This is a genomic window from Exiguobacterium sp. s57 (assembly GCF_018617685.1).
In the GTDB taxonomy this organism is placed as follows: domain Bacteria; phylum Bacillota; class Bacilli; order Exiguobacteriales; family Exiguobacteriaceae; genus Exiguobacterium; species Exiguobacterium marinum.
In genome coordinates, this window is sequence record NZ_JACSKR010000001.1 from 1,030,077 (window position 1) to 1,054,286 (window position 24,210).

The following is a 24,210-nucleotide window of genomic DNA, read 5'->3' on the forward strand; positions in this document are numbered from 1 at the left end:
TTATTCCATTATATATATGTATTTGAGTAGTTTATTATCTTCTTCGTGTGCATTCATCTCAAAACCTACTCTTTCGAACGTCTTCTTGGACGCAATATTTTCATTTGAAATATAGGCCGTTATTTCACGAATATCTTTCCACTCTTGTTGAATCATCATAAGGCTTTGCTGAATCAGTGGTTGACTGACTTTTTTCCCTATCAACATTTCCGATAAGCTGATACTAATAACGGCATAATTAGTTATTCGTTCATATCGAATTTGACCTAGCACTTGATTCGAATGATTCGTCACAATAAAAAAAAGATGTTTTTTCGACGACAAAACTTGTTGGTACCAATTTTTATGAGTCTCCCATAATATCGGTTTTTGATTAATTGAATATTTACGAACGTATTCCTGATTTGAAAGCTCAAATATCTGTTGAGAATCCTGAATCGTTGCTTTTCTTAAAAAGAAATTGAAATCCTGACTACGAAGTAAAGAATTCACGATTCGTAGAGGACCGTCTCCATCCAACAACCCCTCGTAATTCATCGTTTGTTCAGTTCGAGTATGCATATGAAGCATATTTTTGAATTCAGTCTGTAAATCTTGACCAAACGTTGAAGATCCCCAGGTCACATTTGAAGAAATTAATTTTCTACTGCGTAACGCAAGCATGTTTCGCCCTTGGTTTTCAGCGATTTTTATTGGAACAAATGGTACTCCCGAGATAATCAATTCATAGATGGTTTGTCCAGCAGCGGTAATCACTAAATCTGAACAACTCATCAATCGTTTCATTTCATGGCTGGGTACATATCGATGCAGAATAATATTAGACACGGACAATAGTTCTCGTTCAAGAATAGGGTCATGCTTATCTCCAATTAAAATATGAAAAGTAATTTCTGGATGATTAAAACAAATGAGATGGACAATGGATTGGATAAGTGAAGGTTGTAACGTACCACCTACAGTAATCAAAACATTGGTTACATCCTGCCGGATAAAAGGACGTACCTCTTCTCGAAACGCGTCTCGTAAAATGATATATTTTGGTCCAGCTAAACTTCCGGAGGGTACATCATTTGTACTTAGAGAAGGGTGGACTACAATCCCATCAGGATAATGAATACGATTTGTATCATCTAAAAAGATAGCTGATTTTGAACGTTGAGCGATTACTTGATATAAATCTCTCGTAGCGATGTATGAATCAACGATACAATAAAAATCAGATTGAACGACTCTATACAAATAATCGATGGTATACCAATTGATGATTGTACAATGACGGTCCCCAACCAAGTTTCTCAAATCTACATCACTTTGAACAATTAACTCAACTTCTATTCCTCTCCGTTTCACTTCATCATATAAAGCAATACACCTTGTCAGATGTCCAAACCCCGTTTTTATTCCACCTTCCGTAAAAATCATGACTTTCATAATGTGTCCCTCTTATCTTATTACTTTTTGTTCAATATGCTTATTAATCTCAATTAATTGAGGATCTTCCTTAAATAGCCGAATAATGTCTTCTAAATAAAAGTCATGCTCTCCCTTATAAAGACGACTATAAATTTCAGAAATCAATTTCAAGTCTTCAGGTGTATCCAACGTCCACCGATGCTGAGAATAGTTTGTTTCATTGTCGTAACAAGATACATTATGTTGATGCTGTTCATAGATTAACGGGGTGACATGTTCCTGCTCATAATCTTTTGTTGCATGATGATAAGCATCGAAGAGGGATTCAAATGAAAACACTTCTACATCTAGACCTCTTGGAAACGTTCGCTCACTTGGATTAGTCCCTACATTTGTCACAAGATGGTTTGTTGTGTCGCGGTATTGTTGAATCACATGATCGATAATGAAAGGGTCTATCAAAGGACAATCTGAAGTGATTCGAATCACCACATCAGCTTCGGCTTCCATAGCTGCCTCGTAGTATCGACTCAGTACATTATCTGAACTTCCTCGATAAACACGAACACCATATCGCTTTGCTTCCTCCGACAATACATCGTCTTCACTCAACGTTGTCGTCGCGACGATGATTTCATCAATTAATTTTGCTTGTTTTACTCGAGTAATAACATGGTCAAGCACCGCGCGGCCTTGCAGTTTCATCAGTACTTTCCCAGGAAGCCTCGTTGAGCCCATCCGTGCTTGAATAATCGCCACCGTTTTCATAGCCATTTTTCACTTCCCATATCGTTTTAACACTTTTTTCACCGCATCGATCACATCGTACACATCTTCCTCAGTCATCGCAGGAAATAGAGGGAGTGTAATGATATCTTCGTATAGCGTTTCTGCGTGTGGACAAATCCCTTTTTCATACCCTAGCTCTTGATAATATGGCATCCAATGAACAGGAATATAGTGGACGTTGACTCCAATGTTTTCATTTAGTAAGGCCTCAAACAGTTCTTTCCGTGAACCGCTTAACCGGTTTTGATTTAAGCGAATGATATATAAGTGCCAGCTTGACTCTCCACTTTCATCTTGATGCGGTATCGTAATTTCAGATAACTCGCGAAATGCCTCATTATATAAAGAAACATAGTGTTTTCGTAACTCAATAAATCGTTCAATCCTCTTCAATTGGCTTGTTCCAAGGACAGCTTGAATATCTGTCATTCGATAATTGAAACCCAAAAACTGCATTTCGTAGTACCAAGGACCATGGTGATCAACTAACTGTTCAGCACTTTTGGTAATTCCATGGGTCCGAAATCTTAATAATTTACGATAGTACACTTCATCATTTGTCGTGATGATGCCACCTTCACCAGAAGTAATATGTTTAACAGGATGAAAACTAAACATCGTCATATCACTTAGTGCACCGATTCGTTTCCCTTGATAGATGGCACCTAACGCATGAGCCGCATCTTCAATGACGACTAAGTCATGTTGTTCGGCAATTCGATGAATCTCCTGCATCGCTGCAGGTTGACCTGTAAAGTGGACAGGGATGATGGCTTTTGTGCGTGGAGTGATAGCCTTCTCAATTGAATTCGGGTCTAAATTATACGTCGTTGGATCAATGTCAGCAAATACAGGTGTTCCTTTTTGATAAAGAACACAATTCGCACTGGCTGCAAAAGTCATCGGGGTGGTGATGACTTCATCCCCTTCACCAATTCCTGCTGCAAAGCAGGCACCGTGTAGGGCGGCCGTCCCATTAGAAAAGGAGACAGCATACCGAGATCCAACATACTGAGCGATCGCTTGTTCAAACTCATCAACAGCAGGACCAGTTGTTAAAAAGTCACCTCGTAACGTATCGACCACAGCTTGAATATCTTCTTCATCGATCCATTGTCTGCCATAAGGCAGAAACGTGTTTCTTACAGGTTGATCAATCAATCTAAACTCCCTCTCATCAAAAAATGACTACGCCGTCTTCCTCACTTCACTAACTCTCTTAATTCATCGACCGATAACCACTGATTGTTTACATTACTGACGTATGTAAACCCTTCTGGTAATGATTTTCCGCCATTTGAATATTCTGCACTCCACCAAGGAAACTCAGGTTGAATGACAAAATAATCGTCATACTCTAACGTGTGTCGCGCATCATCTTCCGTAATCATCGCCTCATGCAATTTTTCACCTGGACGAATACCCACGATTTTGATATCGCACTCCGGAGCAATCGCCTCAGCCAAATCAAGAATCGACATACTTGGAATTTTCGGAATAAAAATCTCTCCGCCGTTCATACGTGTCAAACTATCGATAACAAACTGGACACCTTGGTCTAATGTGATCCAAAAGCGAGTCATCCGATCATCGGTCACTGGAATGACCGTTGCTCCGTCTTGCTTCAACTTCTTGAAGAATGGTACAACGCTGCCTCGGCTTCCGACGACATTACCGTATCGGACGACAGCAAATCGTGTGTCTTTATCCCCGGCATATGAGTTACCAGCGACAAACAATTTATCTGATGCTAATTTAGTTGCACCATACAAGTTAATCGGACTTGCAGCCTTATCCGTACTTAGTGCGATAACTTTTTTGACACCACGATCAATAGCCGCTTCAATAATATTTTGAGCACCATGAATATTTGTTTTCACGGCCTCGAATGGATTATACTCGCAAGCTCCGACATGCTTGAGCGCCGCGGCATGGATGACAATATCCACTCCATCAAATGCACGATAAAGGCGTTCTTTATCACGAACATCCCCAATGAAGAAACGAATGCGGGAATCGGTAAATTCTTGTGCCATTTCATATTGTTTTAACTCATCCCGACTAAATACGATGACCTTTTTTACATTTTGTTTTAATACGGCGGAGATGAATTTTTTCCCAAAAGATCCTGTACCACCCGTGACTAAAATTGTCTGATTTGTAAACATGCTTATATACTTCCTCTCTCATGCACAATGTCTAATAAATATATGATTGGCGCTACTTGTTACTTAATGGTTTCTGCATACGCTTGTTTTATCGTGTGAAGTTGAGTTTGTAGTTCTTGAATCGACTCAAACATTCGCGACAAAATCGAAAGACGTAATGCACTCGTTCGATTATATCGATTATGGAATTTAATTTTATTTTGAATGATTAATAAATTGACGAGTTGAAGCGGCATGATATGTGTGCGGAAAGATGGCGCTTCAATCATCGCATCCCAATCCCGTAGCATTTTTTCAAACTCATCGATGGTGACCGCTTTTTGATTCATAGCGCGACCCAATCGTTTTTCAAGCATTTGCAATCGTTCGCTCACACTATCAAGTAATTGTTGTACATGCTCAATCGGGACATTCAATTCTGATTCTTTGACTTGTTCAAGTTTCTGTTTTTGAATCGGTGTGGTGTGGAGCCTTTCAAGGGATTGATACGATACTCCGTCAATTCGAGCACCTTTCTCCGCGTAGTTGACTAGTTTTTCTTTTAATCCGAGCTGTGACTTGATTAATGCTTGGTAACTAGTTAAAAAACCAAATAAGATTGGTGTGGTTTTCCCCATCTCACCACTATTCAATGGTACGTCATATAACGTTTTAGTGAACTGACCATCGTTTGAAGAAGCTTGTTTGACCGAAGCACTATAATATTCACCTTCTCGCAATGCTAAATCTTGTCCGATCAATCCAATTGAATCAAAGCCCAAATAGTTCGCAAATGCAACCGCTGCTAACGCCACCGTAGGGTACGTACTGAAAACTGTCTTTGTATAGGATAGCAAATCTTGTGTAATCTTGGCATCAGCATAAGGGACAAGTAATCCCTTTGCTCGTTGTGGAATCTGATGATTCACTTGTAACGAATAGACAAGTGGGACATCAATTTCAATATCGTTGAAAAAGTGAGCGTTAGCTTCTCCAGCGTCAATCGATATGACAAAGTCCGGTCGGATTTCATTCTCAAGAAGAACTTTGACTGTCTGACCAATCGCAACGATATAGTAAGCGTGCTGAGCCTGTTTAAGATAAGGGATTGCCTCTTCTAGTGAAGGGCCCCCTGCAATCATCAGCGCATGGCTTCCTTTATATTTATGTTTGAGACAATCGATGTTAAAAAGACGATTTGAATGCCGGTTTAGGTAGCTCGCATTTTGAAACGATTCTTGATACCAGCTCTCTGTGTACACTTTACGTGTCGTTAAATCAATTCGACTTTCGCTCAAATAGTTTCGAACCAATTTTAATAATTCAAGCAACGTTTTTGTATCCTCATAAAGAGGATGTTTGATAACTTCCGTTTTCAAACCAATAAACGATTGAAACTTTGATTGCAATAACGTTTTATAATCGTCTTGCGAATCAAGAAAAGACAAGACCGAATCACTTTTAATATTTAATGGTAAGTTGAGGGGATCAATCGTCAAGACATGATATTGTTTTATGAACTCAGCATGAAACATCCCACTTCCATATCCTAAAAGGATAATAGCTTCCGTGTCATCAGCAATCTCGGCTTGCAACCGCTCAAACTCTAAAAACGTTTCACTCACAAAATAGTGGCTACTATCGTTCTGCTTTATAAGAGCTATCTCTTTCTCATGATAGCGGAACGGGAAGACGATTTGATTCTGATTTTCTACTTCTATTAATGCTTCATATTCTGTAATTAATAATTGCAAATTATCATAGACAACATTGACATACAGTTGTAAATCCTCTTTCTTGATGGCTTGAAGCTCCGATACATGTTCCACTGTCCGAATTCCATTAGAGTGAATATTTTCGCCAAATAGTCGAATGATTCCCACGATTTCATCGAGGACATCCCACTTTTCGTTTTCAACTAAGAGGACAAGTTGATTTGAGATGTCCCGAAGTTCTTTTACGATGTTTTGCAGTTGTGACATAAGGCACTCCTTTATGTTTTAAAAGTTCATCTGTATATAGTATACAATTTCAATATATGAATATCGATAGACTGACAAATTTATTTAAAAAAAGGGAAACAGACTTTATGTCTGTTTCCCTTTTTATATGGTTTTAATTGAATCTTAACGTAACAACTGAAGTACAGCTTGTGGCTGTTGGTTCGCTTGAGCAAGCATTGCTTGTGCAGCTTGGTTCAAGATGTTGTTTTTCGTGAAGTTCATCATTTCTTTCGCCATATCTACGTCACGTACACGTGATTCAGCAGCTTGAAGGTTTTCAGCTCCAACGTTCAAGTTGTTGATTGTGTGCTCAAGACGGTTTTGTGTCGCCCCAAGTTTCGCACGCTCAGATGAAACTAGCTCAATAGCATCGTTAACTGTAGTGATTGCAGCATCAGCACCTGATTGAGTCGAGATATCAACTCCATCGATAGAAAGTCCAGTTGCTGTCATATCAGCAATTGTCAACTCGATGTTTTGTGCAGCGTTTGCACCGATGTGGAACTTAAGTCCAGAACCAGTAGCAGCGAGACTACCGCTCATCAATGTCTTCGTGTTAAACTCAGTGTTGTTTGCAATACGTGAAACTTCGCTTGTTAATTCAGCCACTTCTTTTTGAAGCTCAGCACGATCTTCATTTGTGTTCGTATCGTTTGACGATTGAACTGCGAGTTCACGCATACGTTGAAGGATAGAGTGCGTTTCGTTCAATGCACCTTCAGCTGTTTGGATGAGTGAGATTCCGTCTTGTGCGTTACGTGACGCTTGATCAAGACCGCGAATTTGTCCACGCATTTTTTCAGAGATTGCAAGACCAGCAGCGTCATCGCCTGCACGGTTGATGCGAAGACCTGAAGAAAGTTTCTCCATTGCCTTCCCAGAGTTAGTTGTGTTGAACGACATGTTACGGTGTGCGTTCATAGCATTAAGGTTGTGGTTGATAATCATTGTAATTTCCCTCCATAGGTTTGAGTTTTTCCGCTCTTCCAAATCCGTTTGTCCGAGCATGTAAGGTTTAGGCCGGCCCCTCACCTTACATTTGTTGGAACGTTTTATCGTTTCCATACTCTATATCGGAGTGAAGGCTCGGCAGTTTAGTCTTTTTACAACTTTTTTTATGATTTCTTCAAATTTTATATTTATGTAATGAAAAACGCCCCATCATTGGGACGTTTTCAACCTTCTTACACTTCCACCTTCATCTGTTCCGTCTCATTCTGCAAACTCTCTGCGACGCGAACGAGCTCTGTCATCGCTCCGTTCACTTCACCAAGACTTGCCGCTTGCTGGCTCGCCGCTGATGTCACTTCATTCGCATAACGCGATGCTTCTTCGACCATTCCAACAATGCCTGCCGAGTTTGTCACAACTGAATCAATTTGACCACGTGACTCATCGAGGAGAGAATCGACCGAATGAACATGGCTGTACACTTCATTTGCCGAGTTGTGGATCGACGCGAACGCACCGCCTGCTTGTTCAACTAAACCGACACCTGTCTCCACTTCTGCTTTCACGTTCGCCATCGACGATGACGTATCACCAACGAGACGCTTCACGTCTACGATGAGGTCCGTGATCTCTTGAGTCGAGTTCGCTGTTTGTTCCGCGAGCTTTTTCACTTCTGCCGCAACGACTGCGAATCCACGACCATGCTCACCGGCACGTGCCGCTTCGATCGATGCGTTTAAGGCAAGCAAGTTTGTCTGTGCCGAGATGTCACTGATGACATCCGTGATACGTGAAATCTCACCCGTCATTTCTGTCAACTGGCTGTTAAGTGTCGAGGATTGCTCCACTTTTCCAGCAATCGCATGCATCGCGTTGACGGAAGACGAGGCGAGGCCTTTCCCGCTCTCCGCTTCTTGTTGCATCTCGCTCGCCGAATCAAGCGCCGACGACATCTCTTGACGGATACTCTCCATCGTACGCGCGACCGCTCCGAGTAAGTCCATCGAGTTATACGTCGCACTGACGTTGTCTTCTAACATTTTGTTGAGCGAATCCATCGCAGAACGAATACTTTCGCCGGCAACGTTCCCTTCTTGAACGGAAGCTGCAATTTCCTGTGCCGAACCAGTCAATTGGTCTGCCGTGTAACGCATGTTCGTGCCTTGTTCCCGAAGGTGTTCGACCATGTTGTCCATCGACAAGAGTAAACGTCCCATTTCTGAACGATCCGTCGTCTTCTCGTCTGCGAAGTGCACCGTCAAGTCGCCGTTTCCGACTTCGACGGCTTTTTCAGATGCCATTTCGACCGCTTTCAGTGGTCGACGGGCGATCAAGTAGATGACGATGCCGCCGAGTGACGAGATCAGTAACGCCGCGACCGTACCGACGAGCATGACCTGACCTTGTTCCATCTCGAGTTCCGTCAAGAGTAATAGGGTGATGTAGCCGACCGCTCCGCCCGTGATAAAGGATGTGACCAAAATCCACGCGAGCAATTGCGTCGTAAAGTTTTTAAATACTTTCACTGTTTGTTCCTCCTCATTGTGTTCATCACTTACTATATCGTCTCATTTCCAAAGAATGTATAGCGTTTTCAGTTGAACGTTTGGTCAATGAAAAAACGTACCCCGTCAAGGAGTACGTTTCGTCAAAATGCTTCGTCGTCACGTTCGACATGCATCACACGTCGTGGTGTCGTCGCCGCATCAATCGCAAGCGTGATGGCAGCCGCCCCGTGTAGCATCATCCCGACAAACGGGATAAAGCCAAGCACCGAGGCCGCAATTCCGACCGCCGCCCCGTACGAGAATCGATTCAATCGACTGAACGACAGAATCAATACGATCACGTGGTACACGAACATGAATCCGAGGGGTGAGTACCCCATACTGATGATAAACAGACCACCGAGAAGTGGGATTCCGAGAAATGCTTCAAACGCCGCGCCGAGCCATTTTAGATTTTTTACCATGTGGTTCACCTCATAATTCGATCATGTAAAACTCATAGCCGCCACTCTCCGCAAAACCAGCACGCTTATAAATCTCGAGCGCCGCCTTGTTTTCCGTCTCGACATCGAGCTCGACTTTCGTCCGACCCATGCGGAACAGTTGTTGCACCATCTGTTTCAATATTTTCGTGCCGTAGCCTTTGCCTTGCTCACCTGCTTTGACCCCGAACGCATGGATACTTGCCGCGTCATCCCCTGTGAGCAGGGCACGGATGATGCCGATCGGTTTGCCTGCGACTTCTCCAATGTACGTCACGCGATCTGGCGTGTCGATTTGCTGATAGATGTTCTCCGTCACATCGACCGGGTCACCGAACGCCTCGCTGAGCGTCGCGATGATGAGCGGACGATCGTCTGCTGTCGCCTCACGTAGCGATACCTCGTCCGGCTTCAAGAAGAGCTCCGCCTTTTTCAAGACGAGATTGTATTCCGAGAACTGGTACGCCGCCTGAAGGTGATCGAGCACCGCTTTCCCGGACGCTGAATTCCGGTCGATGACGAACGTGAACGCTTCGCAACCGTTCAATTTCGCGTCTTGTTTCGCCGTCTCGAGAAGTGCTGTGAAGACACCTTGCTTCCGGTATTCCGGATGGACGAGCGCGTTCACCTCATACTCGTTCGGGAGATACGGGAAGAGCATGAGATAGCCGACGAGCGTCTCTCCGTCATATACCGCATAGTCGTTCTGTCCGACCGACTCATGACCAACTTTCACATCAATCTTGTCGTTCGAGTTGACCGTCTGTTCTAACACCATGACGTCATCTGCCTGTCTTACTTCTTCTACTGTCCAATTCATTCATATCACCTCATTTGTATTGTAGCACAAAGGAAAAAGCCCGCCGTAGCGAGCAGACCTTCACTGATTTCTCTCATTCTGAAAAAGATACGTCACTTCTCGCATCATGACCGAGATGACGATGACGACAGCCAAGGTGAAAAAGCTTTCTTGTTTTGGTAAATCAAACACATATATCACGACGATAAACAGAATGGCTACAATCAATCCCTCCGTATAATCCCTTCCTCTCGTTCGCACACGACCACCCGTTCCTTATAACGTCCGAAACTCTAGCTCAGGAAGGGTCTCGATCAACTCGGCGATCTCGTCCGTATGTGCCTCGGCACCCGGGACGGCCTCGGTCGGTTCGACCCAGAAGAACGTCTTATCGTTCGTCCCGAGGTAGTTGCCGTAGCCGACCTCTGTCGCGAACGTCTCTTCTGTCAACTCGCGGTCGATCAAGTCCAGGTGGAACAACAGTTGGTCGTCCCCGTCCTCGACGTTATAGTATAAATCGAACGTGCCGTAGCTCTTCGTGTCCCCGATGTCAACGACGTCTTGTGCCTTCTCGATATAGACGTCACCCCGCTCGATCGCCGAGACAATCTTCAATGGCAAAATGATTTCGTAACCGAGCTCACGGTCACGGATCGTCTGAGTCGTGTCCTCCGTCCGCCCCCGGGACGAGACGACACCGACCGTCGCCACCAACGCACCGGTCACACCGAGCGCGAGCGCCCACTTCATCGATTTGTTCACAAGAACCACTCCCTACTTGTTAATGTCTTCACTTGATTATCCCATAAGTCGATGACTTTTCATTAAATATTCTGAAAAAATGTTTCCCCTTACATTGACGACTGTCCGCCAATCCCATACGATGGTAATAACGTACTATAGAAAAGAGGAACTGACATGTCTAACGAAACTACTTTGACGCGCGCCCAGCTCGACGCACTCCTGAAAAACGTCTTCGCCCTGCAAATCCCTGTCATCGAGAAATTCATGACGGATTTGTTTAAACAATACGTCTCGACAGCATCTACGTTCAAGCAAGATATGGACACGATGAAAGCATCTGACTGGCACAAGCATTTCTTCGGTCAAAAAGTGATGCCGCACCTCTTCATCGAGAACCTCGGCTTCGGCGCATCGTTCCGCCACCAAGGTCAAGAGAAGGTCGTCAGCATCCCCGAAAACATGACGGTCGTCAAACCGGACTCGGACGCACAAATCAAAGAGATTTTAGAGAATCTCGATCAGACGCTCGCATCGATGGACGGCGTCAAAAACAAAGGGCTCGTCAAGAAATTTTATAAAGAAACACTTGAACTCATCTGCCAACTCGGTAGCCGTACCGGTATGATGGATGACTTCTACGATAAAGTCAAAGGCAGTTTGACAACAAGTTGATGACCATCCCCTCGTTTCTAATGAACGAGGGGATTTTTCATGTCTCTTTTCGAATTGCTGATTCCCCTTACAATAAAAACGGACAGCTTTCAGCCATCCGTCTCGTCATTCACCCTCTGTCATGACCGTAGTTCGAGCGCGGCGATCCGCTCCATCCGCTCGAGGATTGGCTTCGCCTGGTCGATATACGCCCTCACTTCAGCAAGCGACAACGATGCCGCATGCGCATCCTCACTCCGCCACACTTCATATACGAAAACCGTGTCTGCCTCGTCAAGCGACACGTGGACCCGATACGATTCACAGTCCGAAGTCGCCTCCATCTCACGCGCTGCTTCCGATAAAATCGCCACGAGTCTGTCGCGTTGCCCCGCTTTCGTGACGAGCTTGCCAATCAGTGCGTACATTCTCCATCTTCCCCTTTCTCTTGCATCGACTCATTCCACTTTCCATGTCAGATTTCCTGCCTTGACGGCTCACATGCCTTGAAGGTTTGCTATACTTAAAGAAAATGGAAAGGGGGCACCCCGTATGCAGCGTACACCCATGCCTTCCCCGACACCGGAGGAAGTGCAGCGCTTAAGGCGCGAACATAATCCGATCAAGGCATCCGAACTGTTTGCGAAAGTCGTCCTCTTACTGCTCGGCTCCCTCGTCTTCGCGGTCGGTTTGGAGGCCTTCCTCGTTCCGAACCAAATCATCGACGGAGGGATCGTCGGCGTCTCAATTATCGTCTCGTATTTGACCGAGACGAAACTCGCCATCTGGCTCGTCCTCTTCAACTTGCCGTTCATCTATTTCGGGTATCGACAAATCGGGAAGACATTCGCCGTCGTCACATTGACGGCAATCTTGCTCATGTCGGCCTTCACCATCGTCCTTCATGACATCAAGCCATTCACCGACGACCTCTTATTATCGACCGTTTTCGGTGGCTTTTTACTCGGGGCCGGGATCGGGCTCGTCATCCGTGCAGGAGGTTCACTCGATGGGACAGAGATTCTTGCCGTTTCTTTTACGAACCGCTTACCGTTCTCGGTCGGTGAAATCGTCATGTTCTTCAACATCTTCATTCTCGGGACAGCCGGTTTCGTCTTCAGCTGGGACCGGGCCATGTACTCGCTCCTCACGTATTTTTTCGCTTTTAAAACAATCGATGTCGTCTTAGAAGGGATTGATCAGTCGAAAGCGGCGTGGATCATCACGACGGCACCTGAAGAAATCGGCCAAGCGATTATGGACCGGCTCGGTCGGGGCGTGACGTATCTGCATGGAGAAGGTGCCTATACCGGAGACGGAAAGAAAGTCGTCTTCACCGTCATCAGCCGACTCGAGGAGACGAAGCTGAAAGATATCCTCGATGACTATGACGAGAAGGCTTTTCTTGCCATCGGTAACATTCACGACGTCCGAGGCGGACAGTTCAAGAAAAAGAATATTCACTAAACGTGAAATCCCCTATAACCGCTGGACAGGATTTGCCAACGGTTATAGGGGATTTTTTAGGCGAACCTTACCTGATTTCGACCACTTCGCTTCGCTACATACAAGGCTTCATCCGCACGTTCGAACACGACCATACTCGATTCATGTCCTGCGATGGCTGCACCAATCGAGATGGTCATCGGAATGACCTCTCCTTGACATTCAAACATCGTGTGACGCACGGTCTGAACAAGCTCTTCCGCCACTTCTTTCGCATCCTCACTTCCCTCAATCACAAGCAAAAACTCTTCTCCACCGTATCTTCCGACAAATCCTGACGGGGGGCAATTCCGTTCTAACGTCTGCCCAATATGACGAAGCGCCGCATCGCCGGCCAAATGCCCATATGTATCATTCAACTGTTTAAAATGATCGACATCGATGACAAGTAGCGTCCAAGGTTTGCCGGACATCTCTAAGTCATTCATCTGTTCGAGTGTTCGGTACCGATTCGGCAGTCCCGTCAATTCATCAATGGTCGCCCGGTGTGTATGTAAAAGGAACATCCATAGATGGGTCTCAAGCTTTTTCGCCGCCCAATAACAGAGCCAGGCACCAAGCGATAACATGAGAAAGTAAGGGACAAACACGTTAAAAAATACACCTGTCCCGACACTACCTGTCACCTGGATCAAAACGAGTAACGCACCAAATCCGATGTAGACGGCGTATCCTTTCACCCGATTAATGAGCACGCGGGACACCACTAAAGAAAATAAGAAAAAGACGATAAACATGAGAATGGCGTCAACGAACGGAGCACTCATCCCATGGATCGTCATACGTCCGATAAAGATAAGTCCGAGCGTGACAATCGCCCCGAATGGCCCAGCGTAGGTCGCTGATAGCGCAATCGGGATGAGGCGGAGGTCAATACGTGCCTCACCGAGTTCGATGGCATTGATCGTCAGGAGAATCGCCGTCAGTCCATTCGACACCCCGAACCAAAATCGGACAAATGATGGAGAAGTTCGTTGAATCGGCAAGACCGTCCGCATCACATAGAATGTAAGCGACATGAATAAAAAGATGAGACTAATGTTGATGACAAATTGATTAATAACCGCTCCCACCAATTCTCCTCCTTCCCTTCCCGTTTCTATCCTATCCCAACTCATCAAGAAATGTCATTCACCACTTATCGATTTCATCAAAAAAGTCGAAAGCTCACGCTTCCGACTGCTTGTTAATCATTTGCTTCATCAAGTTAGCGCTGTTTCTTGCCGACTCGTTCTCTTCCTGCATTTGAACGTACACTTCATGACGGTGAATATCGATATGACGCGGGGCATCGATGCCGAGCTTCACTTGGTCACCTTCGATCGCGAGCACCGTGAGCGTCACATCGTCCCCGATATGGATCGCCTCACCTTGCTTCCGTTTCAATACGAGCATCAGCGCACCTCCGTTTTCGTTCCGCCGAGCGGATAGCGTGCCGGAAAGGCGTCGTCTAGAATGACCTGTTTCCCGCGACGTTCTTTCGTCTCGATGACGATCGGTGCCTTCAAATTGAGCGTCGACGACTCGAACGGCTCACGGAGCGTGACGACGGAGTAGACCGATACGTGTTCCGCTTCTTCGATTCCAAGTTGGTCTTTCGCACCGTCTGACAACTCGAACGCATAGTCCGACTTATGCCAGAACGGATTCGTCACGACGAACGCGCAAGCCTGTTCCTCAATCGATTGAAGCGACCAGAACGGCAACTCTTCACCATACGGAATCAAGACGAACGTCTTCGAATCCGGGAATCCCGGAATCTCACTGACGAACGTGATCGTCTCCGCTTCATTTATTTCAACCTTGCCAAAGTAATCTGTTTCAATGAACATGGATTGTCCTCACTTTCAACGCGTTTCATCATACATCCCACCGATTGGCCATATCTCGAGTGACGCCTGTTGACGGAGCGAGATGTCCGTCGTCCATGGCGTAAACGAGATATCCGTCGGTGTAAGGGATACATCAATTTGGGGTGGCGTGATATTCCACTCGATTTTCACATCCGCCGGCGTATACGTCAACTTGACACGGTCAATCGATTTCGGCATATAGCCCATCTCGACGATCGGGTATGGGTCGTTCACTTTCTCCGCTGCCATCGATGGGATCGGATTCCCGTTCTCGATGCGCATGAGACGGTCCCCGTCCCGGGCGATGTTCGCCATCGCCTCACGGGCACCTTGCTCTCCCATCTGACCGAGATATTTCCCGAGTTCAAGCGCACCTTTCAAGTTGCTCTCGCTTCTCGCCACCGATGAATCGACCTCGAGCTTCCCCGGTATCGTCTGTTGCGTCATCTCGGCTTTCCCTTGCTGGATAGAAAGATCAGCACGCCCTTGACGCATCTCGAGCACGGGACGATTAGAAGTCATCTGGATTGCGGCATGTGTCTGCCGCATCTCAAGTCTTGCGAGATTCATGATCGCTTACCGGAGAAAGTCGAGGAGCGTCGGTTGGATGATGCGGGCACCTGCAGAGAGTGCTGCACGGTGGACCGTCTCATGTGACTTCAGTTCCATGATGACTTTCTCCACATCGATATCTTCGTTGTCGGACATGATCGTTTTTGCAATGATTTCATGATCCTGCAAGCGATTATCTACAAGTTCCAAACGGTTCGCCCGGGCACCGAGTTCGGCGCGTTCTGTGATTAAGCTCTGACCGAGTGTGTCGAGCGTGTCGAGTTCCGCCGACAGGTCGGCGCCGCCTGTCGCTGGATCATTCAACATCGTCGTCAATTTGTGAAGACCTTCGAAAAGCTCTTTCCCAAAGATTGTCTCCGGTTGCATATTCACTTGCACTTTGATACCTTTTGACACCTCGAATTCAATTTTCCCAGTCGTTGTCGGGGCTCCCGCAACGTCCGTATAAATCGTATTCACGTCTGCTGTAGCACTCGAATCAGCAAGGTACGCTTTAAGATTATCGATATCGATCAACGGTTGGTCTGTTTTCGTTCCGTTATAAATATACTTCTCGCCCGCTTTCGAATTCGCGAGGGAGCCGATATGTTCAATCAATTGGTCGACCTCACTCTTGATGATGGCGCGTTGCGAAGATTCATACGTATCGTTCGCGGCTTGCGTCGTCAATTCACGAATCCGTTTGACGGCTTCCGTCACTTCGTTTAGCGTCGAGTCCGTCAAGTCCATCCAACTTGTCGCCTCGCTGACGTTACGGCGGAATTGATCGACTTCACGCACCTCCGTCCGGTACCGGATCCCTTGCATCGCGACGACCGGGTCCTCTGATGCTTTTTGAATCCGTTTCCCGCTGATGAGTTGTTCCTGGACGCGAGCGAGTGTGTTATAGCTACTTGATAAATGCTTCAAGTTCGTCTGTGTGAGCATCGTCTGTGTGACACGCATCAGTCATTACCTCCCTACGACACCCATGCCGTTAATGATTTTGTCGAGCATCTCGTCGACGGCCGTGATGTTACGTGCCGCCGCGTTATAAGCGTGTTGATACTGGATCATCATCGTCATCTCTTCGTCGAGCGAGACCGCGCTCACCGACTGACGACGTTGATCTGAACTACTTAAGAGGGCGAATGTGCTCTTTGCCAAGTTCGCATTTTGACTCGCTTCGACCGCCATGTTCCCGATGACATTTTGATAGTACTTGCCGATCGAGGTTGAGGTCGTAACCGAACCAGAAAAGCTGAGCGCGTTTTCTTTTAATTGGGCAAGTTCGAGAGCACCACTTCCGTCCCCGATGTTTCCATCTTTTGATGCGGCAATCAAATCTAAGTTCTTCATGAAATCATCGTTTACAGTAATCGTCGAAGCGCTCGTCATCCCTACGAAAAAGTCAGTTCGACCTGCAACCCCGTCTGCATCTTTATTTGTGCCATGAGCCGTATTAAATGCTGAAGCGAAAACATTCGCCATTTCATCCAGATCTGCGAGCATTTTCGTGAAGGAGCCATCGTGGGCTTCTGTGCCTGTAGACGTACCATACATATCGACAAGTGCTTTCCACTTCCCGTTCGGCAAGTCATTAAATGTAAGCGTAGATGTTCCCCCAGCGGCATTCGTTAGCGTCATGTCTTCAATCTTACCGACCCCACTTGTTAAACCGTCGACAAGTTTCACTTCAGTGCCACCAATATTAACGCGAATATCAACTCGCCCTTCGGCAACACGTTGCGAGTTACCGCGTGTCTCTCCGTTCAAATAATCAACCGGTACGCGCTCGAACTCGATATATTGGGACAACTCATCCATATAGCGGTCACGTTCGTCATATAATTCGTTCGGTAAGACACCAAGTGGCTCCGCGTCTCCGATTTGACGGTTGACGTCACCGATTTTTGTCAACAAGTCGTTGATTTTTTTCGTGACGACCCCCGCTTCCGTCTTTAAGTCATCCTGTACTTTTGATAATGAAGACGACATATAGTTAAATGTCTGTGCCAACGTCAATGCTCGTTGCCGAACCACGCTTCGCGCACCCGTATCATCCGGGTTGACCGACAAGTCTTGAAGGGACGACCAAAATTTATCGAGCGCATATGCAAGTCCATTCTCAGACGGTTCATTGATGATGTCTTCCATCCGGCCGAATGCTGCTTCTTTCGTCGCATAGAATGCGTTCTTCACCGACTCGTCACGATACTGTTGGTCAATCATAAGATCGCGAATCCGGGCGAGTGTCTCCCCGCGTACCCCGGTCCCGAATTGTCCGGCTTTCGTCCCCCCGAAATTGACCGAGAGCTGCTCGGTCATCCCGAGTGTGAGCCGTTGGCGTGAATAGCCAGGGTTTGAGGCGTTCGCCACGTTATTCCCGGTCGCCTGAAGCGCCCATTGGTGTGTCGATAGACTGCGGCGCGCCGTCTCTAATCCCATAAATGTTGAACCCATTCCACTTCCTCCTTAAACGTCACGGCTAAACGAGCGTGTTTCAAACGCCTGTTGTCCGTATGTAAAATCATCTGCTTCCGGCATGAGCATATCCAGATGCCAAGTAATATAACGAAGGGATTGTTCGAGCAGCGTCGCGTTCAATTCGTTCTGTCGCTTTAACTCGAACAAGACCAGTCTCAATTCCTCTATCTCTTCATCGTCCAATTCATACGTCCCTTGAAGTCGTTCCGCTTCTTTTTGTGAAATTTGTCGGACGAGTTTCGCTTCTTCTTTGACGAGCGTGCTAAATGCCATCATGTCATTTTGAATGAGAAGCTGTTCTTTCGCGTAAGCCAATTCGAGTAACCGTTTATGTAATGTGAGCATGAGTCTCTCCTTTTTTCAAAAAAAGAGCCGACTAAAGAAAGGGGTACCCCTTATTTAGTCAGCTTCCGTGCCGTGTTATTCAGTGCGAAGGCCTCAAACGGACCTCGCTTCCATTCATCCTTGTAGAAAGCGTTTAGCGATGTCGCGCGCGTCCCGTGAATATGTGCCTGCATCAATCTCCGCTTTCAAAGCATCGATTTTAGCGAGACGGTCCGGATGTTTCACCGGTTCTTCAAACCGGGCGCGAGCTTCCGCCGAAATTGACAATTGGTCCGTTTGGCTTGATTGCGCGGGCTTCGGCTCGACTTGCGTTTTCTTTTCATAAGTGTTTGGTAAGTGTACCCACTTGGCTGAATCGATGCGCATGCGTCTTCCCCCTCTTCATGATGTTAATCCAAACGATAAATGCGGATACTTGATTGTTTCGTCAAGCTATCCTGTAGACTGGATAGTTCCTTCTGCATATCTCTCTGGCAGTTCGAACAAACTTTCCCTTCGTTCGTCGGTTGACCACAACGAACGCAGCGGATCGCAAGCGCCGGATTGTTCTTGATAATCAAGCGTCCTTCATGGATATATCGCGTGATATCAAGTTCAGATACACCTGTCGTTTCGACGAGAGCTCCGATGGTCGTCTGTTTGTTGGCTGGCTCACGAATGAAGTCGCGGACTTTCAAAAAGTTTTGGAAGTCAACCTCACTACATGATGGACAGTACGGTGAACGGCTCTGTTTCATAAATAAGCGTCCACACATTTGGCAAGTTGCTGCATCCATTGGCTTCACCTCTGCTCTTTATATCGGACGCGATTTTGATTTGTTTAGCGCCCGAAATAAGCAAATCGCAGAAACTTCTGTCGCACCTGCCTGACGTAACGAAAATGCCGCCTGATGAAGCGTTGTCCCCGTCGTATAGACGTCGTCTACAAGCATGATTTTCCCACATTTCACTGAAGTCGATACAGTGAAAGGATTCGTTCGGTGTCGTCTTCCTTCTTTCCCGAGTTCACGTTGACTTGAAACCTCTGATTTTTCGAGAAGTTGTCGCGTCGTACCGATGTATCGGGCGAGCACCTCGGCCTGATTGAAACGACGCGTCTGAAGTCGCTCTTCACTCAGCGGAATCGGAACGTAGGTTACACCCGGTGTACGTAATGAGCGTAATGTCGGCGCCACCGATGCCGCAATCACGACATCTCCGCTGAATTTGAAACGGTGCAGCCAGTCAATCCCCGCCTCATCATATGCGTACAGACAACGAACGGTCAAATCTAATCCGAACGCAAGCCAACGGATACAGTCCGCACACGTCTCACCGTTTTCATTCGGTTGACCGCAACGTGGGCAACCTGTCCCGAGCGGCGTGAGTTTCGTCTCACAAGCCGGGCACACCCAGTCCTTCCGCCAAAGTGTAGCTGGCGTCCACGGGACCTTCATCGGCTCGTGACAAAGAAGACACTTCATCGCCGATTCGCCTCCTTAATTGCCCGGATGGCTTGATCTTGACGGAAGGTGCGCTCCTCGTAAAAGAAACAGACCTCTCCTGTCGGTGCGTCCGGTTTTCGCCCCGCCCGTCCTGCCATTTGAATGAGTCCGCGTGTCGTAAAGAGCCGATGCTCGCTCTCAATCACCGCGACCTGCACGTCCCGCACCGTCATCCCCCGCTCCCAAATTGAGGTCGCGAGGACCACACCTTTCGTCTCTTGAAGCCAATCGAGCGTCTCGAGCCGTTCCTCCGTGTCAGCGGATACGGTGCGGCATGTCACTCCCGTTTCTCGTAACTGCGCTTCATAGCGTTCGAGGTCCGACTTCGTCGGGACGAACAAGAGACGCGGTTTGGATATATGTCGCTGACAAAAGTCTAGAATGCGTTCATCCGATTGCTTGACGAGAGTCGGGACAGGCAAATCAAACCCGTGATAACGCCGAGAGAGATGAATCGTCGGAAATGTCTTTTGCCACATGGTCGGGGTCGCCGTAATGAACAAGAAGACACCTCTCCCGGCCCGTCGTATCGTATTCCACAAGGCCACGTCAAAGGCAAACGGGAAGGCATCGGATTCATCGACGAGCACATAGTCGAATACGTGACGTAGATTCATGAGTAACGGCGCGGTCGCCACGGTGATCATTCCGATGGATGCTTTCTCCCCGCCCCCGTATCTTCTCGTGACGGGGACAGTGAACGCATGTTCTAATCGTTCTACCCATTCAATGGCAACGTCCCGCCGAGGTGACACGATCAATACCCGCTTCCCTTCATTGACGACCCGCTCGATCACCGGGAACGTCATCTCCGTCTTCCCGGCCCCGCATACCGCATGCACGAGTCCCGTCTTTCGTTCATCCCACCACGTGAGCAGTTGACTAGCGACACGCGTTTGGGCAGGGGCGAGCTCGAACGGCATCGTCAATTCGGTCGTTTCAGCCGGGGTCGCGATGTCTCGTTCTTCTAGATAATCACAACGACAGACACGCCCGAGATAAAGACAATTTCGACAATAGGCACACGATCCGTGATGACAGGTGAACGTCCGGACGTTCGTGCTGAGACAGCGTTGGCAAATGCCAAAGCGGATGGCCCGTTTTCCCGATGATGCGACGATGATTTCTCCCATAACCGCACTCCTTTTTGACCTCACGTTACCAAAATGGATACGTGAATGCGACTCGACTTATATAGCACAACTTATCTCCTTCACACAAATAGGACCCGACAAAAAAGTCAGGTCCTATCTGTTATTTCTGTTTGTAGAACATGATCGCCTCGTACGGGCGGAGAGACAACGTCGTCCCGTCGAGCTCAGGCACGTCGTAGTTGTGACTGACGACGTTCACCCGCTCGAACCCTTCTGGAATCGTGTACGTCGTTTCGGTTCCATAGAAGTTTGCGACAACGAGGAGCTCCTCGCGGTCGGTCTTCCGTGTATATGCCCAAACGTCTAGCGAATCATGGGTAAGGAGCGTGTAGTCCCCGTCCGTCAAGACGTCAAGTTCTTTTCGTAACGCAATCAAATTCTTGTAGTGGTAGAATACCGAGTTTTTATCATGTAATGCCGCTTCGACGTTCACGTCTTTATAGTTCGGCGCCACGTTGATCCACGGGGTACCATTCGTGAAGCCGGCATACGTCGTCGCATCCCACTGCATCGGCGTCCGCGAGTTGTCGCGTGACTTCTGTTTGATGGCTGCCATCATGTCTTCATGTGACACGCCTTCCTCACGCTTCAATTTATAGTTATTGAGCGTCTCGATGTCCCGATACTCGTCAAGCGAGTCAAAGCCAGGATTCGTCATCCCGATCTCTTCTCCTTGATAGATGTATGGCGTCCCTTGGAGTCCGTGAAGTACCGTAGCGAGCATTTTGGCACTCTCGATACGGTGATTCGTGTCGTTCCCGAAACGGCTGACGACGCGTGGTTGGTCGTGGTTACACCAGAAGATGGCGTTCCACCCTTTTCCGTGCATACCGCGTTGCCATGTCGACATGATGTCTTTCAACTGAATGAAGTCAAACGGGGAGGCGACGAACTTCTCACCGTTCGGATAATCGACTTTCAAGTGGTGGAAGCTGAACGTCATGCTGAGCTCGTTCTCGTCCGGGTTTGAATACCGTACGCAGTGATCGAGCGTCGTCGACGACATCTCCCCGACCGTGATGACGTCATGACCGTCAAACACTTCACGGTTCATCTCTTTCAAATATTCATGGATGCGTGGACCGTCCGTATAGAACTTCCGCCCATCCGACTCGTCTTCCGGGAAGTCCTGCTCTTTTGAAATCAGGTTGATAACGTCGAGACGGAATCCTTTGATTCCTTTTTCGCGCCAAAAACGCATCATCTCATAGACGTCCTCGCGCATCTGTTCGTTCTCCCAATTTAAGTCAGCTTGTGTCACATCGAACAAGTGGAGATAGTATTGTCCGCTCTTTTCATCATATTCCCACGCGTTCCCACCGAACTTCGACTCCCAGTTCGTCGGTTCATCGCGCCAAATATAATAGTCTCGGTACCGTTCGTCTCCCGACAATGATTTTTGGAACCAAACATGTTCGGTCGACGAGTGATTGACGACGATGTCCATCATGAGGCCGATGCCCCGCGCCTCCGCCTCACGGATCAGTTCGTCGAGGTCTTCCATCGTTCCGTACGACGGGTCAACGGCATAGTAATCACTTACGTCATAGCCGTTATCGTGTTGAGGTGACTGATAGACAGGCGTCATCCAAATGTATTCGATGCCGAGCTCTGCCAAGTAATCTAGCTTCGCCGTCACCCCTTTAATCGATCCTGTCGCATTCCCTTCCGGACTGTAAAAGCTTTTCGGGTAAATTTGATAGACGACTGATTTGCGCCAATTTTTCTGTGTCATAGACGACATCTCCTTTTGTAAGAGTTTTCATTTCAATAAGAAAGAGGGAAGAACTGCCGTCCCTCCCTCCCGAATCATTTCTTATGCGACTTTATTTTCTTCGATTTCACCCTTCTTCATGTAGCGTTTCGACAAGACGAACGTGAGCGCGAACGGTACGATGATCGCGATGAACATGCCGACGATGAAGAGAAGGATTTTATCTGTGAAGATCGAGAGGAATCCTGGGAGTCCCCCAACACCGATGGCGATCGCTTGAACGTCATTCAATGTGATGAAGATTGCCGCGATTGCCGACCCGATCATCGCTGAGTAGAACGGGAATTTATTCGGCAAGTTGACCCCGAACATGGCCGGCTCTGTGATACCGAAGTATGCAGAGATCGCTGAAGTCGATGCCATACTCTTTTGTTTCGCATTGTGCTTGTAAACGAAGAACATAGCGAATGCGGCAGAACCTTGCGCGATGTTTGAGAGGGCGATCATCGGCCAGATGAATGTACCGCCTGTATCCGCGATCAACTGAAGGTCGATGGCGATGAATAAGTGGTGCATCCCTGTGACAACGAGCGGTGCGTAGAACAATCCGAAGAGGAGTGCCCCGACGACCGGTACGGCTTCAAACGTGTTGACAAGTCCTGTTGCGATCAAGTTACCGATTCCACGAGTGATCGGTCCAACGATTGCGAGTGCGAGGAATCCAGTGACGACGATTGTCGTGATCGGAACGACCAAGAGCTGAATCGCGTTCGGCACACGTTTTTTCAAGAACATCTCGATTTGACTCAAAATATATGCAGCGGCGAGGACCGGCAAGATTTGACCTTGGTAGCCGACTTTCTCAATTTCGAAAAGTCCTAGGATATCAAACGTTGGTACTTCGCCTTCAAGTGCTGCTGTCCCGTAGCCCCATGCGTTCAAGAGGTCCGGGTGAACGAGCAAGAGACCCATGACGATCCCGAGTACTTCGCTACCACCGAATCGTTTCGTCGCCGACCATCCGACGAGTGCCGGTAAGAAGACGAATGACGTATTCGCCATCATGTTGATGAGATCCCAAAGTCCTTGTAAGTTCGGATATGCCTCGATGAGCGTCTGCCCGTCGATGAAGAGACCTTCTGAAGCGAGTAGGTTGTTGATCCCCATGAGGAGACCGGCTACGATGATGGCTGGAATGATTGGCATAAAGACGTCAGAGAAGACTTTGACGAGTTTTTGAAGCGGATTCATTTTCTTGCCACCTGCAGATTTGACCTCGGCGACCGTTGCCGCCTCAAGACCGGCGAGCTTGATAAATTCAGCATAGACGCGATCGACATCACCGGCTCCGATGACGATTTGATACACGCCAGAGTTCTCGAACGCCCCTTTGACGAGATCGATTTCTTTCACACGTGCCTCATCGACTTTCGACTGGTCTTTGAGGGAGAGACGAAGACGTGTCACACAGTGAGCTGCCTTGTCTACATTATCTTTGCCACCGATTGCTTCTAAAATATCAGCGGCAATTTGACGATAATCTGCCTTCATGTTCATTGTCCTCCTTTGTTTGAAAACTGCTTATGAAAACGGTTACTTATGATTACAAACAAAGTATAACTTAT

The 24,210-nt window shown here is 47.3% G+C and carries 26 protein-coding genes; 2 read left to right on the forward strand and 24 right to left on the reverse strand.

The genetic code is table 11. The features are described from left to right. The 10 genes from KNO98_RS05235 to KNO98_RS05280 all read right to left on the reverse strand — a co-directional run bounded on the left by KNO98_RS05235 (nt 1) and on the right by KNO98_RS05280 (nt 10,857). A complete protein-coding gene (locus tag KNO98_RS05235; protein WP_214699544.1) occupies nt 1-1,434 on the reverse strand; it encodes a bifunctional UDP-2,4-diacetamido-2,4,6-trideoxy-beta-L-altropyranose hydrolase/GNAT family N-acetyltransferase in 1,434 nt (477 codons plus the stop codon). A 12-nt stretch (nt 1,435-1,446) separates the two neighbouring features. After that, on the reverse strand, nt 1,447-2,190 hold the full coding sequence (locus KNO98_RS05240) for a cytidylyltransferase domain-containing protein (RefSeq protein ID WP_251129953.1): 744 nt from the start codon (nt 2,188-2,190) through the stop codon (nt 1,447-1,449). A 3-nt stretch (nt 2,191-2,193) separates the two neighbouring features. Then, nucleotides 2,194-3,366 carry a UDP-4-amino-4,6-dideoxy-N-acetyl-beta-L-altrosamine transaminase gene (gene pseC, locus KNO98_RS05245; RefSeq protein WP_214699546.1) on the reverse strand — a complete coding sequence of 391 codons (1,173 nt, stop codon included), beginning with the start codon at nt 3,364-3,366 and terminating at the stop codon, nt 2,194-2,196. A gap of 41 nt (nt 3,367-3,407) precedes the next feature. Continuing rightward, on the reverse strand, nt 3,408-4,373 hold the full coding sequence (pseB, locus tag KNO98_RS05250) for a UDP-N-acetylglucosamine 4,6-dehydratase (inverting) (RefSeq protein ID WP_214699553.1): 966 nt from the start codon (nt 4,371-4,373) through the stop codon (nt 3,408-3,410). Between the two features lie 59 nt (nt 4,374-4,432). After that, nucleotides 4,433-6,334: a motility associated factor glycosyltransferase family protein gene (locus tag KNO98_RS05255; protein ID WP_214699554.1), complete on the reverse strand. Its 1,902-nt coding sequence runs from the start codon at nt 6,332-6,334 to the stop codon at nt 4,433-4,435. A 144-nt stretch (nt 6,335-6,478) separates the two neighbouring features. Further along, entirely contained in the window at nt 6,479-7,303 is an 825-nt protein-coding gene (locus tag KNO98_RS05260; RefSeq protein ID WP_214699565.1) for a flagellin N-terminal helical domain-containing protein, read from the reverse strand. A 236-nt stretch (nt 7,304-7,539) separates the two neighbouring features. Beyond that, nucleotides 7,540-8,832 carry a methyl-accepting chemotaxis protein gene (locus tag KNO98_RS05265; protein ID WP_214699567.1) on the reverse strand — a complete coding sequence of 431 codons (1,293 nt, stop codon included), beginning with the start codon at nt 8,830-8,832 and terminating at the stop codon, nt 7,540-7,542. 122 nt (nt 8,833-8,954) lie between these two features. Further along, nucleotides 8,955-9,278, reverse strand: a complete 324-nt coding sequence (locus tag KNO98_RS05270; protein ID WP_214699568.1) for a hypothetical protein — start codon at nt 9,276-9,278, stop codon at nt 8,955-8,957. Nucleotides 9,279-9,288: 10 nt separating this feature from the next. Next, entirely contained in the window at nt 9,289-10,116 is an 828-nt protein-coding gene (locus tag KNO98_RS05275) for a GNAT family N-acetyltransferase (protein ID WP_214699570.1), read from the reverse strand. 255 nt (nt 10,117-10,371) lie between these two features. Next, a complete protein-coding gene (locus KNO98_RS05280; protein WP_214699572.1) occupies nt 10,372-10,857 on the reverse strand; it encodes a hypothetical protein in 486 nt (161 codons plus the stop codon). A gap of 156 nt (nt 10,858-11,013) precedes the next feature. On the opposite strand from KNO98_RS05280, the gene KNO98_RS05285 reads away from it, so the two are divergent. Continuing rightward, complete coding sequence (locus KNO98_RS05285; protein WP_026825392.1) at nt 11,014-11,511, forward strand: hypothetical protein; 498 nt, start codon at nt 11,014-11,016, stop codon at nt 11,509-11,511. Nucleotides 11,512-11,630: 119 nt separating this feature from the next. Here the strand turns inward: KNO98_RS05285 and KNO98_RS05290 are convergent, their stop codons facing one another. Then, nucleotides 11,631-11,918: a putative quinol monooxygenase gene (locus tag KNO98_RS05290; protein WP_026825391.1), complete on the reverse strand. Its 288-nt coding sequence runs from the start codon at nt 11,916-11,918 to the stop codon at nt 11,631-11,633. A gap of 124 nt (nt 11,919-12,042) precedes the next feature. Between KNO98_RS05290 and KNO98_RS05295 the strand changes: the two genes are divergently transcribed. Next, complete coding sequence (locus KNO98_RS05295; protein ID WP_214699574.1) at nt 12,043-12,957, forward strand: YitT family protein; 915 nt, start codon at nt 12,043-12,045, stop codon at nt 12,955-12,957. A 56-nt stretch (nt 12,958-13,013) separates the two neighbouring features. On the opposite strand, the gene KNO98_RS05300 is transcribed toward KNO98_RS05295, so the two are convergent. The 13 genes from KNO98_RS05300 to treP all read right to left on the reverse strand — a co-directional run bounded on the left by KNO98_RS05300 (nt 13,014) and on the right by treP (nt 24,136). Next, complete coding sequence (locus KNO98_RS05300) at nt 13,014-14,069, reverse strand: GGDEF domain-containing protein (protein WP_214699576.1); 1,056 nt, start codon at nt 14,067-14,069, stop codon at nt 13,014-13,016. A gap of 94 nt (nt 14,070-14,163) precedes the next feature. Continuing rightward, nucleotides 14,164-14,391 (reverse strand): carbon storage regulator CsrA, encoded by a 228-nt coding sequence (csrA, locus tag KNO98_RS05305; RefSeq protein ID WP_214699578.1) that lies wholly within the window; start codon nt 14,389-14,391, stop codon nt 14,164-14,166. Then, nucleotides 14,391-14,828, reverse strand: coding sequence for a flagellar assembly protein FliW (gene fliW / locus KNO98_RS05310; RefSeq protein ID WP_026825387.1), 438 nt, complete (start codon nt 14,826-14,828; stop codon nt 14,391-14,393). The genes csrA and fliW overlap by 1 nt, the downstream gene beginning before the upstream one ends. Before the next feature lie 15 nt (nt 14,829-14,843). Further along, nucleotides 14,844-15,419 (reverse strand): DUF6470 family protein, encoded by a 576-nt coding sequence (locus KNO98_RS05315; RefSeq protein ID WP_026825386.1) that lies wholly within the window; start codon nt 15,417-15,419, stop codon nt 14,844-14,846. Between the two features lie 6 nt (nt 15,420-15,425). Further along, nucleotides 15,426-16,367, reverse strand: coding sequence for a flagellar hook-associated protein FlgL (flgL, locus tag KNO98_RS05320; protein WP_026825385.1), 942 nt, complete (start codon nt 16,365-16,367; stop codon nt 15,426-15,428). A gap of 6 nt (nt 16,368-16,373) precedes the next feature. Further along, entirely contained in the window at nt 16,374-17,864 is a 1,491-nt protein-coding gene (flgK, locus tag KNO98_RS05325; protein ID WP_214699580.1) for a flagellar hook-associated protein FlgK, read from the reverse strand. A 12-nt stretch (nt 17,865-17,876) separates the two neighbouring features. Next, nucleotides 17,877-18,233, reverse strand: coding sequence for a flagellar export chaperone FlgN (flgN, locus tag KNO98_RS05330; RefSeq protein ID WP_214699582.1), 357 nt, complete (start codon nt 18,231-18,233; stop codon nt 17,877-17,879). Between the two features lie 114 nt (nt 18,234-18,347). Next, nucleotides 18,348-18,599: a flagellar biosynthesis anti-sigma factor FlgM gene (locus KNO98_RS05335; protein ID WP_214699584.1), complete on the reverse strand. Its 252-nt coding sequence runs from the start codon at nt 18,597-18,599 to the stop codon at nt 18,348-18,350. A gap of 23 nt (nt 18,600-18,622) precedes the next feature. Next, a complete protein-coding gene (locus KNO98_RS05340; RefSeq protein WP_214699586.1) occupies nt 18,623-19,009 on the reverse strand; it encodes a flagellar protein in 387 nt (128 codons plus the stop codon). A gap of 18 nt (nt 19,010-19,027) precedes the next feature. Further along, nucleotides 19,028-19,696, reverse strand: coding sequence for a ComFC family protein (locus KNO98_RS05345; protein WP_214699588.1), 669 nt, complete (start codon nt 19,694-19,696; stop codon nt 19,028-19,030). After that, nucleotides 19,693-20,850, reverse strand: coding sequence for a helicase-related protein (locus KNO98_RS05350; protein ID WP_214699590.1), 1,158 nt, complete (start codon nt 20,848-20,850; stop codon nt 19,693-19,695). Before KNO98_RS05350 ends, KNO98_RS05345 begins: the two co-directional genes overlap by 4 nt. Nucleotides 20,851-20,971: 121 nt before the next feature. Continuing rightward, nucleotides 20,972-22,606 carry an alpha,alpha-phosphotrehalase gene (gene treC, locus KNO98_RS05355; RefSeq protein ID WP_214699591.1) on the reverse strand — a complete coding sequence of 545 codons (1,635 nt, stop codon included), beginning with the start codon at nt 22,604-22,606 and terminating at the stop codon, nt 20,972-20,974. Between the two features lie 81 nt (nt 22,607-22,687). Continuing rightward, nucleotides 22,688-24,136, reverse strand: a complete 1,449-nt coding sequence (gene treP, locus KNO98_RS05360) for a PTS system trehalose-specific EIIBC component (protein WP_214699593.1) — start codon at nt 24,134-24,136, stop codon at nt 22,688-22,690. Nucleotides 24,137-24,210 lie beyond the last annotated feature (74 nt).

Bases quoted from the DNA above. Each gene is read 5' to 3' on its own strand.
- KNO98_RS05235 (WP_214699544.1), bottom strand. From the start codon at position 1,434: ATGAAAGTCATGATTTTTACGGAAGGTGGAATAAAAACGGGGTTTGGA.
- KNO98_RS05240 (WP_251129953.1), bottom strand. From the start codon at position 2,190: ATGGCTATGAAAACGGTGGCGATTATTCAAGCACGGATGGGCTCAACG.
- pseB (WP_214699553.1), bottom strand. From the start codon at position 4,373: ATGTTTACAAATCAGACAATTTTAGTCACGGGTGGTACAGGATCTTTT.
- KNO98_RS05255 (WP_214699554.1), bottom strand. From the start codon at position 6,334: ATGTCACAACTGCAAAACATCGTAAAAGAACTTCGGGACATCTCAAAT.
- KNO98_RS05260 (WP_214699565.1), bottom strand. From the start codon at position 7,303: ATGATTATCAACCACAACCTTAATGCTATGAACGCACACCGTAACATG.
- KNO98_RS05270 (WP_214699568.1), bottom strand. From the start codon at position 9,278: ATGGTAAAAAATCTAAAATGGCTCGGCGCGGCGTTTGAAGCATTTCTC.
- KNO98_RS05275 (WP_214699570.1), bottom strand. From the start codon at position 10,116: ATGAATTGGACAGTAGAAGAAGTAAGACAGGCAGATGACGTCATGGTG.
- KNO98_RS05285 (WP_026825392.1), top strand. From the start codon at position 11,014: ATGTCTAACGAAACTACTTTGACGCGCGCCCAGCTCGACGCACTCCTG.
- KNO98_RS05290 (WP_026825391.1), bottom strand. From the start codon at position 11,918: ATGTACGCACTGATTGGCAAGCTCGTCACGAAAGCGGGGCAACGCGAC.
- KNO98_RS05295 (WP_214699574.1), top strand. From the start codon at position 12,043: ATGCAGCGTACACCCATGCCTTCCCCGACACCGGAGGAAGTGCAGCGC.
- csrA (WP_214699578.1), bottom strand. From the start codon at position 14,391: ATGCTCGTATTGAAACGGAAGCAAGGTGAGGCGATCCATATCGGGGAC.
- fliW (WP_026825387.1), bottom strand. From the start codon at position 14,828: ATGTTCATTGAAACAGATTACTTTGGCAAGGTTGAAATAAATGAAGCG.
- KNO98_RS05315 (WP_026825386.1), bottom strand. From the start codon at position 15,419: ATGAATCTCGCAAGACTTGAGATGCGGCAGACACATGCCGCAATCCAG.
- flgL (WP_026825385.1), bottom strand. From the start codon at position 16,367: ATGCGTGTCACACAGACGATGCTCACACAGACGAACTTGAAGCATTTA.
- flgK (WP_214699580.1), bottom strand. From the start codon at position 17,864: ATGGGTTCAACATTTATGGGATTAGAGACGGCGCGCCGCAGTCTATCG.
- flgN (WP_214699582.1), bottom strand. From the start codon at position 18,233: ATGCTCACATTACATAAACGGTTACTCGAATTGGCTTACGCGAAAGAA.
- KNO98_RS05335 (WP_214699584.1), bottom strand. From the start codon at position 18,599: ATGCGCATCGATTCAGCCAAGTGGGTACACTTACCAAACACTTATGAA.
- KNO98_RS05340 (WP_214699586.1), bottom strand. From the start codon at position 19,009: ATGGATGCAGCAACTTGCCAAATGTGTGGACGCTTATTTATGAAACAG.
- KNO98_RS05345 (WP_214699588.1), bottom strand. From the start codon at position 19,696: ATGAAGTGTCTTCTTTGTCACGAGCCGATGAAGGTCCCGTGGACGCCA.
- KNO98_RS05350 (WP_214699590.1), bottom strand. From the start codon at position 20,850: ATGGGAGAAATCATCGTCGCATCATCGGGAAAACGGGCCATCCGCTTT.
- treC (WP_214699591.1), bottom strand. From the start codon at position 22,606: ATGACACAGAAAAATTGGCGCAAATCAGTCGTCTATCAAATTTACCCG.
- treP (WP_214699593.1), bottom strand. From the start codon at position 24,136: ATGAAGGCAGATTATCGTCAAATTGCCGCTGATATTTTAGAAGCAATC.